The following is a 16663-nucleotide window of genomic DNA, read 5'->3' as shown; positions in this document are numbered from 1 at the left end:
GAGCCGGCCCCGGACTGGCCGAGTGCAAGCTGGTCGGTGCCGCCGGCACCGCCGCCGCCGCCGACGGCCTGTGCCACGATGCCATGCGAGCGGCTGCCTTCCGTGAACACTTCGCCCGTCTGGACGATGGTGACGGCGCCACCCGTGCCCGTGCCGCCTCCGGGTGTGTTGAATCCGATGGAATCGGGTCCATCTCCCTGCCCGCCCGTGGTGAAGCGGCCGAAGCCGGAACCGCCGAAGCCACCGCCGCCACCGACGGACTGCGCGATGATCGCGATCGAGTCCGCGCCATGGGTCACGATGGTGCCGCTGCGGATCACGGTGACGTCGCCGCCATCGCCGCCGGCACCGCCAAGGCCGCCGATGGCCAGGGCGGTGGAGGCATTGCCGCCCGCGTCGCCGCCATAGCCGCCGCCGCCGCCGACGGACTGCGCCACCACGCCGTGCGCCTGCCGGCCGAATGTTTCGATGCTGCCGGAGACGTTCACGAGAACATCGCCGCCATTGCCGCCGGCGCCCCCGACGCCGCCGAGGTCGAGCGCATAGGCACCGTCGGCCGATGACGAGGTCGACATGACGCCGCCATAGCCCCCGCCGCCGCCCACCGACTGGGCGAAGATGCCCAGCGCACCCGCCGACTGCGTGGTGATGCTGCCGCTGTTCAGCACGGTGACGGAGCCGCCATCGCCTCCGGCCGCCCCGCTGCCGCCATAGCCGCCGCCGATCGACATATCAGCGCTGGACGTGTTCGACCCGCCCGCGGCGGCCCCTCCACCACCGCCGACCGACTGCGCGAAGATGCCGTGCGACAGGGCGCCGAGGGTGCCGATGGCGCCTGCATTGTCCACCAGCACCGAACCGCCTGTGTTGCCGGCGCCGCCAAAGCCGCCGACGCTGAGCGCGATGCCAAGATCGCCTTCGCCGGTGGAGGAACTGCCGGCCCCGCCCGAGCCGCCACCGCCTCCGACCGATTGCGCGAACACGCCATAGGCGGCTTGGCCCTCGGTAAGGATGGTGCCGGTGGTGCGGTTGAGCACCTCGACGGCACCGCCCGCTCCGCCTTCGCCGCCGAAGCCGCCCAGCGTGAGCGCAACCTGCACGTCGGCGTCGCCGCCCGTCGTCGCGCCGGCGGAACCGCCATTGCCGCCGCCGCCACCAATGGACTGCGCGAGGATGGCGTGCGCCTGAGCCGCGCGCGTGTAGACGATGCCCGAATTGTCGACGCCAACGGCGCCACCCGTGGCGCCCGCTCCCGCAAAGCCGCCCACTGTGACGGCGACGGACACGCTTGCGCCTTCCGCCTTGGAATTACCGCCGCCGCCATTCCCGCCGCCGCCACCGATGGACTGGGCCAGGATGCCTACCGCGCCGACGCCGGACGTGGTCACGAAGCCGGAATTCAGGACATCGACCGCGCCGCCGATACCGCCGGAGGCGCCAAAGCCGCCGAGGCCGCCGCCGATCGCATATTCAGCCTCCGCCCCCGAAGTGGCAGAGCCGCCATTGCCGCCGCCGCCACCCACGGATTGGGCCAGGATGCCATGGGCCTGAAAGCCTTCGGTGCCGATCACGGCGGCGTTGTCTACCAGAACGGCGCCGCCGTCCGAACCCGCGCCAGCGAAGCCGCCAACTGCAAGGCTGACCCCGACCGTCTCACCCTCTGCCTGGGCCTCACCGCCCGCGCCGCTGCCGCCGCCGCCGCCGATGGACTGCGCGAGGATGCCGACGGAGCCGGCACCCGAGGTCAGGATCGTGCCGGCCGCCGCGTTGCGGACCGTCACGAGATCGCCCTTGCCGCCAGCCGCGCCGAAGCCGCCCAGCCCGCCGCCGATCGCGTATTCGCCCGATGCGCCCGTTGTCGCCGACCCACCGGAGCCGCCGCCGCCGCCGATGGAGCTGGCGCTGATGCCGAAGGCGTAATCGCCGATGGTCCGGATCAGCGCTGCATTGCCCACATCCACCACGCCGCCATCGCCCGCATCGGCACCAAAGCCGCCGACACCCACCGACACGCCGACGAGGACATCGCCGGCATCACCGGCATCGATCTTGCCCGCGCTCGTGCCGCCGGCGCCGCCGCCGCCGCCAACCGACATCGCCGTGATGCCGCTGGAGCCGAAGCCGCGCGTGGTGATGGTGCCGGAATTGTCGACATCCACCAGACGGCCGTCATTGCCGGTGCCGCCGAACCCGCCGACATTTGCCGTCGCCGTGACCGAACTGCTGCTCGTCGAAAACGAGTTGTCGACCTTGCCGGTCGTGTTCCCACCGAAGCCGCCGCCGCCGCCGATCGACTGGGCCAGTATTCCGCCCGAGAACGCTCCCGTGGTCTCGAGTGCGCCGGTGTTGGCCACCCGCACCTCGCCGCCGACATTGCCGTCACCGCCGAACCCGCCGACGCCGACCGAAGCCGTCAGCGTGAAGCTCGACGTGCTGCCTCCGATGATGCCGGAATCGCTGTTCGCGTAGCCGCCCGAGCCGCCGCCGCCGCCAATCGCCTGTGCAACCACCGCCGCGCTCTGATCGCCCAAGGTGGTGATCGCCATCGCGTTGGTGACGTCGACATTGCCGGCCGAGCCGCCATCGCCGCCGAAGCCGCCGACGGTCACCGCGATCGTGCCCGTGGGATAACCGTTGAAGGAGGGGACCGAGCCCGCCATCGCATAGCTCGCGCCGCCATTGCCGCCGCCGCCGCCAATGGACTGCGCCAGCACGCCAACGGACTGCGCACCGCCGGTGCGGATCGAGCCGCCCGTCGCATCCACGCCGGTGTTGACGGTGACGAGCCCGCCGTCGCCGCCGCCTCCACCCGTGCCGCCGACCGAGATCGACGCATTCAGGACGGAGTTGAGGCCGACCGACAGGGCATCGGAGCGCCCTCCATTGCCGCCGCCGCCACCGATGGACTGGGCCACGATGCCGCCCGACATCTCGGCCGATCCGGCGAGGATGTCGCCTCTCGCCGTGACGCTGACCTCTCCGCCATTGCCGCCGAGGCCGCCCGAGCCGCCGACCGCGACCGAGATGCCGGCGGACGGGATGGGATAGTAGATGATCGCGTTGGCAGAGCCGGCGAACGTGTCGCCGCCGCTGCCGCCGCCCCCGCCGACCGATTGGGCGATGATGCCCTTTGCGCCACGTCCCGCAACGGTGATGTCGCCGGAATGGTCCACCGACGCCTTCGCGCTGGTGCCGCCATTGCCGCCATCGCCGCCGACGGAGACGGAAACCGCGATGATGCTGGCCGTAAAGGTGCCGACGGAGCCGCCATTGCCGCCGCCGCCGCCGACGGACTGGGCCAGGATGCCGTGGGACAGGTTGCCCCCCGTAGTGATTGACTGCCGGTTGAGGACGTCGACCGTGCTGCCGGTGCCGCCATTGCCGCCGCTGCCGCCAACGCCGATCGTGACCGCCGTGGACAAGGCCGCCGAGAGGCCGCCATCGCCACCGCCGCCGCCGATGGACTGGGCCAGGATGCCGATGGCGTTCTGCCCGCTTGTCGAGATCAGAGTGTCGGGCGTGCCCGTCGTCTCGACGCGTACCGCTCCGGCATTGCCGCCGGAACTGCCGGAGCCGCCGACGGCCACCGCCGGCCCGCCAAGCGTCGCCCCCGTGGCGAAGCCGCCGTTGCCGCCGCCGCCACCGATGGATTGCGCGAAGACGGCATGGGCCAGGTCGCCCCGCGTCGCGACGGCGACATTGCTTGCGACCGTGACGTTCCCGCCATTGCCCGCCGCGCTGCCGGCGCCGCCCAGGACAACCGTGGCCGGACCACCGGAGATGCCGAAGGAGCCACCGCCATTGCCGCCACCGCCGCCGATGGACTGCCCGAGAATGCCGAAGGACCGCCGCCCCTCGGTGAAGATCGATCCGCCCGTGACACCCACCGTCACCGCGCCGCCATTGCCGCCGGCCGAGCCGCCGCCGCCAATGGCGATTGCGGGAAGCGACAGCCCGACCGAACCGGCGATGCCGCCATTGCCGCCGCCTCCGCCCACGGACTGGGCCAGCACACCGGCCGCCTCGGCTCCGAACGTCTCGATCTTGCCGGACGAGGACAGGCCGACATCGCCGCCATTGCTGGCCGTGCCGCCCTTGCCGCCCAGCGAGAGCGCGACGCCGACAGAACCCGCGACAGCGTAGCCGCCCTCGCCGCCACCGCCGCCAACCGATTGCGCAAAGAGTGCGTTGCTGCCGATGCCGCGCGTGATGATGTCGCCGGAATTCGCGAGCGACACGCCGCCGCCATCGCCGCCGCCGCCCGCAGTGCCGCCGACAGCGACGCTGACGATGCCGGGCGAGAACGCGAGCGAGCCGCCGCCATTGCCGCCGCCGCCGCCCACCGACTGGGCGAGGACGCCGTGCGCGAGACCGCCATTCGTGGTGATATCCAGCCCGGATGCCACACCGACGGCGCCACCCGTCCCGCCGCCGCCGCCGCTGGCACCCACCGCCACGCTGACCACCGCGCCGACCGAGGCGGCAAGGCCGCCATTGCCGCCGCCGCCACCGATGGATTGCGCCAGCAGGCCCGTCGAGCGCTCGCCGATGGTGTCGAGGGCACCCGCGCCAAGATTGACGGCGACCCCGCCGCCCGCCCCGCCGGAGCCGCCGGAACCGCCCAGATTGACGGCAACCGGCCCCACTCCCACGGCGAGGCCGCCATTGCCGCCGCCACCGCCAACCGACTGAGCGAGAATACCGATCGCGGTGCTGCCGGTGGTGTCTATGTCCAGAGCCGGGCCGGCCGCATTGACCGTGACCTGCCCGCCCGTTCCGCCCGTGCCTGCCGAGCCGCCCACCGAGACGACGCCGCCGGCAAAGCCGCCATTGCCGCCGCCGCCGCCGACCGACTGGATGAGCACGGCATGAGCGCCGATACCGGAGGTCGAGATCGTGCCGCCGAGATTGCCCGTGGCGCTTCCGGCATCGCCGCCACCGGCTCCGCTGCCGCCCACGGCCACGAGCCCGCCCGCACCGCCGCCATTGCCACCACCCCCGCCGAGCGTTTCCACGAACATGCCGATGGCATCGCGTCCGCTGGTTCGGATGGTCCCCGTGCTGGTGCCGATGGCCGTCCCGCCATCATTGCCGGAGGAGCCCGCGCCGCCGCCGCCATAGGCAAGGCCGAACGCTCCATCGCCGCTGCCGCCGCCGCCGCCGACCGACTGGACCAGCATTCCTGTGGCGAAATCTCCGCCGGTCTGGATCAGCCCCGAATTGATGCCCTCCGCCAGCCCGCCCAAGGTCGCCGCGCCGCCATTGCCGCCGAGGCCGACAAGACCGCCGCCACCGCCACCTTCGCCGCCGACACCTCCGGAGCTGCGCACCACCATGCCGCTGGAAAATGTTCCGCCGGTGATGATCTCGCCCGCGTTCTCGGCTCGTGCCGATCCGCCATAACCGCCGCTTCCGCCGTCGCCCGCATCGGCGCCGAGCCCGCCGACGCCGCCGCCCGTCCCGCCATTGCCGCCATCGGCGATGGACAGGATGCCGAACGCAACGTCCCCGGTGGTCGAAATCCTGCCGCCGGGCAGCACCACGGCGTTTGCGCTCCCGCCATTACCTCCGCGTGAGCCATTGCCGCCGATCGCCACCAGGCCGCCGGCGCTGCCGCCGTCACCGCCTCTGCCGCCCCGCGCCGTGGCCACCATCCCGTGAGCGCCCGGCCCGGACGTGGAGAGGGCAACCCCGCTCCGCAGGATCACCGAGCCGCCATTGCCGCCGACGCCGCCATTGCCGCCTTCGCCGTAGGTTCCGAAAAAAGCCGGCACGCCGAGGCCGCCCGTGCCCCCGTTCCCGCCATTGACCCTGCCGGTATAGGCCGCGTTGCCCGGCCCGCCGGTCAAGACATCGGCGCCGATCGTGTTGTCGATGTTCAGGCCGGGGTCGCCGTCACCGCCCGTGAATCCGACGACACTCGGCGCTCCAGTGCCACCATCGCCGCCGCTCTGGTCGATCAGCACCTGCGCCGTCGCCGGGGACAGGGGAGCTGCAATCGCTACCAAGGCCGTGGAGGCCAGAAGAGCGATCGCCAGGAGTTCGAGCCTTCTGCGCGAGGGCGAACCTGCACCGGGACGGCGCGGACGAGAGGGGGCGTTGCGAAATGCAGCCCGGGTTTCCGGTCGTAGCGAGTTCATGTCATCCCCCCGTCGATCCACCTGCATGGATCAGCGGGGTGAGCTTATGGACTCTTTTTGGACCCGTCCATTGGAGTTAGACGTTTGGCTAAGGGCCGCAGCATTTAAGCAACATCGCCCGCACCTCAGACATGGAGCTTCAGGCTGTAGACGTAGGCGTCTCCCCGGAACAGCCCCTCGACATATTCGATCATCCGGTGATCGGACGTATAGCTCCGCCGCTTGATGAGCAGGCAGGGTTGCGCGGACTGGAAGCCGAAAATCGCGCTTTCCTCCTCTGAGGAAGAGGCAGCCTCTATGCTCTGCTCGCAATGGGTCAACTGCACGCCGATCTTCTTCAGGACGTCGTAGACCGATCCCGTGAGGTCGGCTTTTGGAAGGTCGGGCGCCGCGGACAGATCGTACCAGGCGACCTCCCTCGACATGGGCGTGCTGTCGCCCCGGCGAATGCGGACGAGCTTCAACAATGGAGCGGTCGAAGGCAGTCCAAAGACCGATGCTATCGAGCGATCCTCGACCTGTTCGCATTGCAGGATTTCGGAGCTTGGCACCCGCCCGAGATCGCGCATCTCCTCGGTGAAGCCCTTCAACCGGTCCATGCCCGTGTTCAGGCGAAGCGGCTGGATGCTCGATCCGGAGCGGCCCTTCCCTCCCAGCAGGCCGCTGCGGCGCAGATTGTTGTAGCAGTGCTGGACCGTGGTCCTGCTGACCCCCAGTGCTTCGGCAAGCTGCCGCTCCGCCGGGAGAACCGATCCTGCCTCCAGAACTTCCGTCCGGATCAGGTGCACGATCCGCTGTTCGAGTTGCCGATAGATCGGTCCTGCGCGGTCATCGATCTGCAGGAGGCTGATGAGCGATCCCGGGCTGTACCTTGTTCCCGGCGCGCGATCCTGTGCGCCTTTTGCAAAAACGGCTTCGTCCATGAACAATGGTGGGGACCAGACGGTGAGCCGCTGTCAAGTACGAGGCCCCATGTCAGACCCACCTTGCGCATTCGTGATAGCGAGTTTTGTCGTCGCGTGTTGTGCGCGTGTTCCAAGGATGCCGACCGCCGGAGAAAGCGCAGCCGCGCTGTCCGTTCTGGTGGAGCCCGGCGGCAAGGGGTTCAATGTAGCCCTGGGTCTTCACCGCCTGGGAATCGCAGTGGCTGGAATTCTCGCCACGGGCAACGACGCCTTCGGGGACATGGCTACAAAAGCTCTGAGCGACTTCGGTCTGCCCGGCATCCGCGTTCTCGAGAAGGACGGCTCGACGGGCACGGGAGTGGGGATCAGCGATGAGGCGGGGGACAACCGGGTCGCGATCGGCCTTGGCGCCAATCTCCTGCTTGCCAAGGAGGACATGGCGCGCGGGCTTTACGGGGCGTCGCTTGTCATCGGGCAGTTCGAGACGTGCGACGAGGTGCTGATCGAAGCCTTCAGCATGGCACGGTCATCGGGGGTTGAGACGGTGCTCAATCCGTCGCCATTCCGGGCGATTTCAGGTCGCCTCCTGGGATTGGTCTCGACACTGATCGTCAACGAAGTGGAAGCGGAGCAGTTTGGCCGGCAATCAGGGCTCGATGTAGGTAACGGGGCGGAAGGCTACGGCGCACTTGCTGACGTCGTCCTCTCATCGGGACCCGGTACGCTGATCGTTACATGTGGGGACCGGGGGCTGATTGCGTTCCGCAGGTCTCATCCCCCCTGCCGGGTGCCGGCTTTTTCGGTGCCCTGCGTCGACCCTCTCGGCGCCGGAGACGCATTCACGGCAGCGTTCTGCGCATCACTCCTGAGAGGAGAGGACTTCGAAGACTGCTTGCGCGCAGGCTCGGCCTCGGGGGCATTCTGCGTGCAAAGGCACGGTGTGATCCAGGGTTTGCCGACCACGGCGGACCTGAGCACTTTACTCGATCAGCACAAAGCTCAGGTGCGCCGCCGGTAACTTAGCCGTAAGCTGCAAAAACCTGGCTGATCCTCTGTGCCGACGCGCCGCCTGCAATCAGGAAGGACAGCAGGATGCGGGCTTTCGTGGGGGGCAGAAGGCCGGCGGGAACGAGCCCCCGCGCGATCAGGTCCCGCTCCGATCCGGGAAAGCCATAGGTCTCGCGGTAGACCGGTCCGCCCGGCACTCGTGTGGCGAGAATGACGGGTATGCGCGATGCCGCCTCCGTCACGGCATCCAGAACGGCCATCGGAACATGCCCGGCTCCCATGGCTTCCACGACCAGACCCGAATAGCCAGCGCCTAGCGCCGCACCGATCAAGGAGCCATCATCACCAAGGGCAATCTTGATGATCGCCACGCGCCCCATTGGAGGCGACGTTCCCGCAAGGCCCGCATCCACGCGGCGGGGCATCAGCGGCACGCGGGCACGCCCTTCGATGACGTGGCCGATGGGGCCAAATCCCGGCGAGACGAACGCGGACGGCAAGGCCGTATGGCCCTTGGCCACGAAGCGCGCAGCATGAATTTCGTCGTTCAGCACCACGCAGGCCCCAAGATCCGGGGTACCGCTCGCGGCAAGCGTCACAGCCGCCAACAGGTTCGCTGGGCCGTCGGCACCTGCGGCGGCGGCTCCGCGCATCGCCCCTGTCACCACAAGGGGCTGGGAACCGGCATGCAGAAGGTCGAGCACGAAGGCCGTCTCGTCGATCGTGTCGGTGCCCTGCACCACGACAGCGCCAGCCGCTCCATGGTCAAGCGCATCGCGGACGACGCGATAGACCTCAGCCAAATCCTCGAACGACAATGAAGAGCCGGGCTTCAGAAAAGGCGTCGCGACGTCGATATCGGCCACGTCGGACAAGCCGGGCACGGCAGCGACAAGATCCTCGCCGCGCACGCTCGGCTGGATGCCGCCCTCCGCTGTGGGCATCATGGTGATCGTGCCGCCAAGCACGACCACCTTCACCTTCGGCTTTGTCATCGCTGGTTCCTACTGCGTGTCGCTGGAGCGCCAGAAGATCAGCCGGCGATCAAGCCATTCCAGAACGAAATAGCCTCCCGCGCCGATGCCGGCCAGCACGACGACGACTGCGAAAACCCGGTCGATGCGAAGCTGATGGTTGTAGAGGTCCACCAGATAGCCCAGCCCCTCGGACGCGCCGACGAATTCTCCGACGATGGCGCCGATCACCGCAAAGGTCAGGGCGGCCTTCACGCCCGCGAAGATCACCGGCAGCGCGTGCGGCAGCGAGACCTTGCGGAAGGTCTGCATGGGCGTGGCCTTCAACGAACGCATCAGCTTGCGGGCATCGTCCGGCACGCTTTCCAGCCCCACCATGGTGTTGAGCAGCACCGGGAAGAAGGAAATGACGACCGCCATCACGACCTTCGAGCTCTGGCCGAAGCCGAACCAGGCGATGAAAAGCGGTGCGAAGACAATCTTCGGGATGGCCTGAAAGCCGACGATGAACGGATAGGTGATCTTCTTCGCAGCCGGCCAGATCGCCAGAGCGGTGCCGAGCCCGAGCCCGATGAAGGTGCCGAGGAAGAAGCCGATGAGGATCTCGCTCAGCGTCACCTGGAAGTGGCGCATGAAGAAGCCGGTCGTCACCAGCGAGAACAGCGCGGACATGACGGCGCTGAAGGCCGGCAGGATGATCGGCGAGACAAGGCCGAGCCGGGGCGCCAGTTCCCACGCGGCGAGAACGGCCACGGCAATGCCGATGGAGTACAGCCGGTACTTCATCTTGCCGGCATCGGCCGGGCGGCGGACGGGAACGGCCTGGTCAGTGTGTGTCATGGCCCTGCCCGAGTAGTTTCCTGACGGTGAAGTTCAGTTCGGTGAAGCGCGGATCCTGCAACTGGGCGATCTCACGCGGACGGGGCAGATCCACGTACACGACGCCGGACACCTTGCCCGGGCGCGGCGTCATCACCACCACGCGGTCCGACATGAAGACGGCTTCGGAGATATTGTGGGTGACGAACAACACCGTGATTCCGGCGGCCTGCGTTATCCGCAGGAGTTCGAGGTTCATGGCCTCGCGCGTGAATTCGTCCAGCGCGCCGAACGGCTCGTCCATCAGCAGCACCTTGGGCTCATAGGTCAGCAGCCGCGCCAGCGAGACGCGCTGCTGCATGCCACCCGAGAGCTGCCGCGGATAGGCTTGGCGGAAGCTGCCCAGCCCCACCGCCTCGATGACGGAGCGGGCACGATCACGCAGCGTATTCTTGTCGATGCCGAACACCTCGGCGGGCATCAGCACGTTCTCTTCGACGGTCCGCCACGCCAGCAGCACCGGCGACTGGAACATGAAGCCGACCTGCCGTGAAGGCTCCAGGATGGGGCGGCCCTCGAAGAACGCCTCGCCGGCGGTCTGCGGAAGAAGGCCGGCAACCATGTTGAGAAGCGTGGACTTGCCGCAGCCGCTGGGGCCGACGAAGGAGATGAACTCGCCCTTCCGTATGGCGAGGTCGACACCCTTCAGGGCGGTGACCGGCACGCCATCGATGACGAAATCCTTCGCGAGGCCGCGCGCCTCGATGATCGGCATGACAGACGGCGCTGATGCGCCGCCCGCCGTTGTGGTGTCCGCCATGCTCATTTCGCAATGGCCGCCTTGTCGAAATCGTTGGCAGCCGGGATCAGCGAGGAATCGAGCACCTTTGCCAGATCCACATCCTTCGCGAGCCCGCCCTCCTGCTCGGAGCCCGTGCGCAGGAAGTCGTGGAAGGCCTTAAAGCCAGGCGTGAAGTGCGTGCCGATCGGCTGGTCCTTCAACTCGGCCGGCGGTGTCTTCAGGGTGTGGGCGGCTTCCCAGAAGTTCTTGGCGACGGCCTCGTCCTCGAACTCTTCGGGACGAATTTTCTTGGCCTCGGCGAAGGCTTCCGCATCATGCGCGGCCGTGTAGACCACGGCCTTCGCGACCGCACGCAGGAAAGCCTGATACTTCTCGCGGTTCTTCTCCAGCGCGGCGGCGGTCACGACGACGCCGTTGGCCGGGAAGTCCTGCGCTTCCTTGGGCAGGATGGTTACGAGGTCGATGCCCCGCGCGCGGATGGACGCGATGTCGAACAGGCTGGATGAATAGGCGTCGACCTGCTTGTTCTGCAGCGCCTGAACGGTCAGCGCCGAGCCGTCGCCCACAGGCACGATCTGCACGTCACCCTCGTTCAGCCCCGCTGCGGCAAGCACCGCCTGCACAAGCGGGACTTCGCCGCCGGCCAGATCGGACACGCCGACCTTCTTGCCCTTGAGATCGGCGATGGTGGCGATGCCGGACTCCTTCGTGGCCGCCAGCGTGAAGATGTTGGCGTACTGGTAGGAGTAGATCCAGCGCAGGTCGTGGCCGTTCGCCACCGCGTTCAGGAAGGCGCTCGGCGCGGGGAGCGCAGCGTCGGCATTGCCCGCAAGCACCTGCTGGATGGCCGCACTGGAACCGCCTGCATCCTGGTATTCGACCTTCAGGCCCTCTTCCTTGAAGTAGCCCTTTGTCTCGGCGATGAAGAATGGATGGTACTGGTTCACGCTCTCGACAGGAAACATCATCCGGAAGGTGCCGAGGTCCTTGGCCATCGCCATCCCTGCGGCGCCGATACAGCCGGCCGCAACGATTCCACCGAGGATCATCTTTTTCAGAACAGCTTGCATCATAGCCTCCATTTGGTGGCACAGTGTTATCGGCACCTGAGAAGTCGCTCGCGACGGCAGGTTGCGGAGCTCAGACTGATATATTAGATTTCAGTTTGCAAGGCTGATGATTATGCAGCGGGCATGATTATAAATCGTGCAATGGCAAGGGGGCGTGGATGAGGCTGACTGCGGAGGAACAGAAGCTCATCGGCACCCCGCTCAGCCGCAAGGATGCGGTTCTTCAGCTGCTGAAGGCCGCCATCGTCGACGGACGGCTGCCCCCGGGCGAGAAGCTCGACCAGAACGACATTGCCGCCCAGCTCGGCGTCAGCCGCATGCCGGTGCGGGAAGCCTTGAAGCAGCTCGAGTCCGAGGGCTTCGTGACGGTCTATCCCTATCGCGGGGTCGAAGTGTCACGGCTCGAACCCTCCGAGATCGTCGAGATGTTCGGCATTCGCATTGCCCTGGAAACGCTTGCCGTGGGGCGCGCCGTCGCCGGCCTCAAGCCCAGCCATCTGTCGCGCATGCGCAAGATCCTGGGGACCATGGACAACCTTGTCGCCGATCCCAGCGAAGGCGACGGCTGGATGGGCCTGAACCACGAATTCCACAGCATCGTCAACGAGGCCAGCGGGTGGCCGCGCCTCGTCGAGAGCATCGATCAGTTCCGCGGCAATGTGGAACGGTATGTGCGCTGCTACCTAGCATTCCGCGGCCGCGAACAGTCACAAGGCGAGCACTGGGAATTGCTGGCGGCCTGCGAGAAGCGTGATCCTGCAGCCGCGCAGGATGTGATCCGCCGGCATCTCGACAACACGGCCGGGGCCCTTGTTGCCGCCCTCGCCCATTCGCCCGACGCCCCGCAGCGCATTCCCACACCGGCTTGATAGCCCAACCACAGGTGCATCGGCACAATGGCCGCACTGTCCGCGTACCGGGCGACCACGCTCGACATTCATGCCCATTACTACCCCGAGCGCTTCATCCACGCCCTGGACCATGAGGGCTGCGCCTGCGGATGCAGCGTTCGGCACCATGAGAAAGGGCCCATCATCGATGCCGGCCCGCTGCACGCCGGTCCGTTGGCCCGCCGGTTCATCGACCTCGATCTGCGCATTGCGGACATGGACGCTCAAGGCGTGCAGGCGCAGGCCCTCTCGCTGACGCAGCCCATGGTGTACTGGGCCGAAGCCGGGCTGGCGCGCCGGCTCTCCGCCCTCTTCAACGATGAGCTGGTTTGCGCCAGCGAGCGCTACCCGGATCGGCTCTTCGGCCTCGCCATGCTGCCCGTGCATGCAGCAGCGGAAGCCGTGGCGGAGCTCCAGCGCATCCGCCGCGCCCCCGGCATCTGCGGCATCTATATGGGCACCGCCATCGGCGACATGGACCTGTCCGACGAGAGCCTGCTGCCGGTCTTCGAGGCCATCGAGGATGCAGGGCTCCCCGTTTTCCTGCACCCGCTCAAGGTTCTGGGGATGGGCGACCGGCTGAAGCCGTGGTTCCTGTCCAACCTGCTGGGCAATCCGTTCGACACCGCCGTCGCGGCCGCACATCTTGCGTTCAGCGGCGTCATGGACCGGTTCCCCGGCCTCGACGTGGTGCTGCCCCATGGCGGCGGCGCCCTGCCCTTCCTGATGGGGCGGCTCGACCACGGCAGCCGGATTCGGCCGGAGCTCAAGCATCTGGAGAACGGCGCCATGCCCTATCTGAAGCGCTTCTACTACGACACGATCACCCATTCCGATGAGGCTCTCGCCTTCCTGATCCGGGCGGTTGGCCCGGACCGGGTCTTGATGGGCAGCGACTACTGCTTCGACATGGGCTATGAGCGCCCCGCCTCTGTGCTCGACGCACTGGAGCTGAGCCATGAAGACCGTGCAGCCATCCTTGGCGGCACGGCGCGCCGCCTTCTCTCATTGCCCGTAACAGAGCCGGCCTGAGCACAGCTCGCCACGCGTCAGGAGACCCGTCATGACACCGCCCGAAACCGGAAGCACCCTCCGCAGCCGGCTGGATTATCAGCCGATACACCAGCGCCCGCGCCTCGAACTGCCGGGCGGCGCCCGCGTGGCGGTGTGGACCATCGTCAATGTCGAGAACTGGCGCCCCACCGGCCCCATGCCGCGCACCGTGCTGCCGCCGCCAATGGGCCAGCCGCTCCTGCCGGATGTGCCGAACTGGGCGTGGCACGAATATGGAATGCGTGTCGGCTTCTGGCGCTTCCTCAAGACCCTTTCGGATCGGGGCCTCAAGGCCAGCTTCGCGGTCAACGGCACCTGCTGCGAGCTTTATCCGCAGGCCTGCCAGGCGGCGCTGGATGCCGGCTGGGACTTCATGGGTCACGGCTTCGTGCAGCAGCCCATGCACCGCGCCGAGGACCAGAAGGCTGCGATCGCGCAGACCATCGAGGCCATCAGGCGCTTCACCGGAAAGCCGCCACGCGGCTGGGAAAGCCCGGGCCTGACCGAGACCGACGAGACGCTCGACCTGCTCAAGGAAGCCGGCATCGAATATGTCGCCGACTGGGTGCTGGACGACCAGCCGGTTTCGCTGCGCACCCGCGCGGGAGACATCGTATCCGTGCCCTATACGGTCGAGATCAACGACGTGGTGATGACCGCCATCCAGCAATCCCCCTCAGACGAGATCTTCCGGCGCGGCCGCGACCAGTTCGACCGGCTCTACCTGGAAGGCGCGGATATCCCGCGCGTCATGGCGATCTCGATCCACCCCTATCTGACCGGGGCGCCGCACCGCATCAAATATCTCGAAGCCCTCTACGACTACATCCTCGGCCATGAGGGCGTGGTGATGTCGACCGGCGCCGAGATCCTGGACTGGTACAAGGTTCAGACCTCCAAAGCGGCATAGCCCCAAGGGTGGCCCGCCAGATCCGACTCGAGCCTTACGGCAGGTCGGCCCCCTTGCGGGCGAGCGCCCACCCGCCATCAATTGGCGGCGGAAAGCCTTGGGATGCGCTTCGTGGTGGCGGGGTCGAAAAGATGCAGCTTCGCCGCATCGTAGTAGAGGGTAAGATCGCTTCCCATCACATAGATACGGGCGGCGGAGAGACGTGCAGCCAGTTCCTGCCCACCCGTCACGCTTAGCGTCAGCACGGTTTCCGGGCCAAGCGCTTCGACCGTCTCGATCCGGGTTCGGATCGGGCATGCCGCCGCGCCGGCGCGCTGCTCGGTCTCGTGCAGGTCCTCCGGGCGCAGGCCAAGAATGACGGGCTTGCCGGCATAGCCGAGATAATCTGCCCGGAACTGCGCAGGTATCCGCACCGAGACGCCGCCCGCGACCGCCACCAGATCGTCGCCGGCGGCCTCGATGCGCCCGGGCAGCAGGTTCATCGGCGGAGTGGCCAGGAAGCTGGCAACGAAGGTGTCGGCGGGATCGCGATACACGTCGAGCGGCGCACCGACCTGCACCACTTCGCCGTCGCGCATGATGCAGATGCGCTGGCCCATGGTCATGGCCTCCACCTGATCGTGCGTGACGTGGATCATGGTGGTGCCGAGGCGGCGGTGCAGCTTGATGAGTTCGGTGCGCATCACGGCGCGCAGCTTGGCGTCCAAATTGGACAGCGGCTCGTCGAGCAGGAAGGCGCGTGGCTCCCGCACCAGCGCCCGCCCCAGCGCGACGCGCTGGCGCTGCCCGCCGGAGAGATGCGCGGGACGGCGGTCGAGCAGCACGGTGACGCCCAGCATCTCGGCGATGCCGTCGATGCGGCGGGCGATCTCCGCCTTCGGCACACCGCGCAGCTTGAGGCCGAACCCCATATTGTCGCGCACCGTCATGTGCGGGTAGAGCGCGTAGTTCTGGAATACGATGGCGATGTCCCGCTCCGCCGGGTCGACATCGTTGACGCGCTTGCCGTCGATGATGAGATCGCCGGAGGTGATGGTCTCCAGCCCCGCGATCATGCGCAACGTGGTGGATTTCCCGCAGCCCGACGGCCCGAGGAAGATCATGAACTCGCCATCCGCGATCTCAAGGTTCACGTCGCGGACGGCGAGCGCACCACCCGCATAGGCCTTGGAGACCCCCCGCAGTTCGATCGAGGCCATTGATACTGTTCCTAGAGTGCGCGCATGGAGCGGTGGAGATAGGCGGTGATCGCCAGCACGGCGACGAGCAGCACGCCCGCCATGGCGCAGGCCTCGCCGAGATCGAGGCTGACGAAGGCGCGCCTGTAGATGAAATAGCTGACCAGGTCGGTGGCGATGCCCGGCCCGCCGCGCGTCATGATGTAGATGATGTCGTAGGTCTTGATGGCGAAGATGACGCGGATCAGCAGCGTGACCACGATGACGGGGCGCATCAGCGGCAGCGTGATGTGCCAGAAGCTTTGCAGCGCGCTGGCACCATCCACCCGCGCGGCCTCGTAGGGCTCCTTGGGCAGGGCGCTGAGGCCTGCCAGCAAGAGCACGATCATGAACGAGATCTGGTGCCAGATGTCGACGAACACCACGGTCCAGAACGCCATGGTGGCATCGCCCAGCCAGTTCACCGGGGAAATGCCGATGCGGCCGAGCAGGTAGTTCACGATGCCCAAGGTCGGGTGCAGGAACATGCGCCAGATGAGCCCCACGACCACGGGGTTCATCAGCAGCGGGCACAGCAGGATCAGGTAGTAGATGTTCTTGCCGCGCTCGGTATCGTTCAGCATCAGCGCGACGAGGAAGCCGACCGCGAATTCGATGACCACGACCGCGACCACGAAGAAGAAGGTCACCTTCGCCGCGTGCAGGAACTCGCCGTCTCCGACGGCAAGTGCGTAATTGGCGCCGCCGACGAAGTTCTCGTAGCCGGGGGCCAGCAGCGTGTAGTCGAACAGGCTGGTGAACAGCGCCCATCCCACCGGAAAGGCGATCACCGCCACCAGGAGCAACAGGCCCGGCGTCGTCAGCAGCCAGCCGAAACGCCGGTCATGTCTCTCTATGGCGGTGATCGCGGTCAT

The 16663-nt window shown here is 67.5% G+C and carries 12 protein-coding genes; 4 read left to right on the top strand and 8 right to left on the bottom strand.

From position 1 onward, the window contains the following. Positions 1-6140: beta strand repeat-containing protein (locus tag SCD90_RS08005; protein ID WP_319844124.1), on the bottom strand; the 6140-nt coding region annotated here is incomplete at its 3' end. 125 nt (positions 6141-6265) lie between these two features. Continuing rightward, positions 6266-7063 (bottom strand): GntR family transcriptional regulator, encoded by a 798-nt coding sequence (locus tag SCD90_RS08000; protein WP_319844123.1) that lies wholly within the window; start codon positions 7061-7063, stop codon positions 6266-6268. On the opposite strand from SCD90_RS08000, the gene SCD90_RS07995 reads away from it, so the two are divergent. Further along, a complete protein-coding gene (locus SCD90_RS07995; RefSeq protein ID WP_319844122.1) occupies positions 6990-8063 on the top strand; it encodes a ribokinase in 1074 nt (357 codons plus the stop codon). The two genes, SCD90_RS08000 and SCD90_RS07995, sit on opposite strands and share 74 nt — an antisense overlap. Position 8064: 1 nt before the next feature. Here the strand turns inward: SCD90_RS07995 and SCD90_RS07990 are convergent, their stop codons facing one another. Genes SCD90_RS07990 through SCD90_RS07975 form a run of 4 tightly spaced genes read right to left on the bottom strand, consistent with a single transcriptional unit; the run spans position 8065 to position 11721 of the window. Next, positions 8065-9048: an asparaginase gene (locus SCD90_RS07990; protein WP_319844121.1), complete on the bottom strand. Its 984-nt coding sequence runs from the start codon at positions 9046-9048 to the stop codon at positions 8065-8067. Between the two features lie 9 nt (positions 9049-9057). Beyond that, the gene (locus SCD90_RS07985; RefSeq protein ID WP_319844120.1) at positions 9058-9867 is read right to left on the bottom strand and encodes an ABC transporter permease; all 810 of its coding nucleotides are present in this window, start codon (positions 9865-9867) and stop codon (positions 9058-9060) included. Continuing rightward, positions 9854-10666: an ABC transporter ATP-binding protein gene (locus SCD90_RS07980; protein WP_319844119.1), complete on the bottom strand. Its 813-nt coding sequence runs from the start codon at positions 10664-10666 to the stop codon at positions 9854-9856. The genes SCD90_RS07985 and SCD90_RS07980 overlap by 14 nt, the downstream gene beginning before the upstream one ends. Before the next feature lie 2 nt (positions 10667-10668). Beyond that, the gene (locus tag SCD90_RS07975) at positions 10669-11721 is read right to left on the bottom strand and encodes an ABC transporter substrate-binding protein (protein WP_319844118.1); all 1053 of its coding nucleotides are present in this window, start codon (positions 11719-11721) and stop codon (positions 10669-10671) included. A 155-nt stretch (positions 11722-11876) separates the two neighbouring features. Here SCD90_RS07975 and SCD90_RS07970 point away from each other — a divergent pair, with 155 nt between their 5' ends. The 3 genes from SCD90_RS07970 to SCD90_RS07960 are packed head-to-tail and all read left to right on the top strand — an operon-like array spanning position 11877 to position 14571. Then, positions 11877-12587 carry a GntR family transcriptional regulator gene (locus SCD90_RS07970; protein WP_319844117.1) on the top strand — a complete coding sequence of 237 codons (711 nt, stop codon included), beginning with the start codon at positions 11877-11879 and terminating at the stop codon, positions 12585-12587. 27 nt (positions 12588-12614) lie between these two features. Further along, on the top strand, positions 12615-13640 hold the full coding sequence (locus SCD90_RS07965) for an amidohydrolase family protein (RefSeq protein WP_319844116.1): 1026 nt from the start codon (positions 12615-12617) through the stop codon (positions 13638-13640). A gap of 31 nt (positions 13641-13671) precedes the next feature. Then, positions 13672-14571 carry a polysaccharide deacetylase family protein gene (locus SCD90_RS07960; RefSeq protein WP_319844115.1) on the top strand — a complete coding sequence of 300 codons (900 nt, stop codon included), beginning with the start codon at positions 13672-13674 and terminating at the stop codon, positions 14569-14571. Positions 14572-14648: 77 nt separating this feature from the next. Here the strand turns inward: SCD90_RS07960 and SCD90_RS07955 are convergent, their stop codons facing one another. After that, a complete protein-coding gene (locus SCD90_RS07955) occupies positions 14649-15770 on the bottom strand; it encodes an ABC transporter ATP-binding protein (protein WP_319844114.1) in 1122 nt (373 codons plus the stop codon). 11 nt (positions 15771-15781) lie between these two features. Continuing rightward, positions 15782-16663: a carbohydrate ABC transporter permease gene (locus tag SCD90_RS07950; RefSeq protein WP_319844113.1), complete on the bottom strand. Its 882-nt coding sequence runs from the start codon at positions 16661-16663 to the stop codon at positions 15782-15784.

The organism is Terrihabitans rhizophilus (assembly GCF_033898525.1).
GTDB classification, from domain to species: domain Bacteria; phylum Pseudomonadota; class Alphaproteobacteria; order Rhizobiales; family Methylopilaceae; genus Flaviflagellibacter; species Flaviflagellibacter rhizophilus.
Note: the sequence above shows the minus strand (reverse complement) of the source record. Positions and strands in the feature narration are given on the sequence as shown.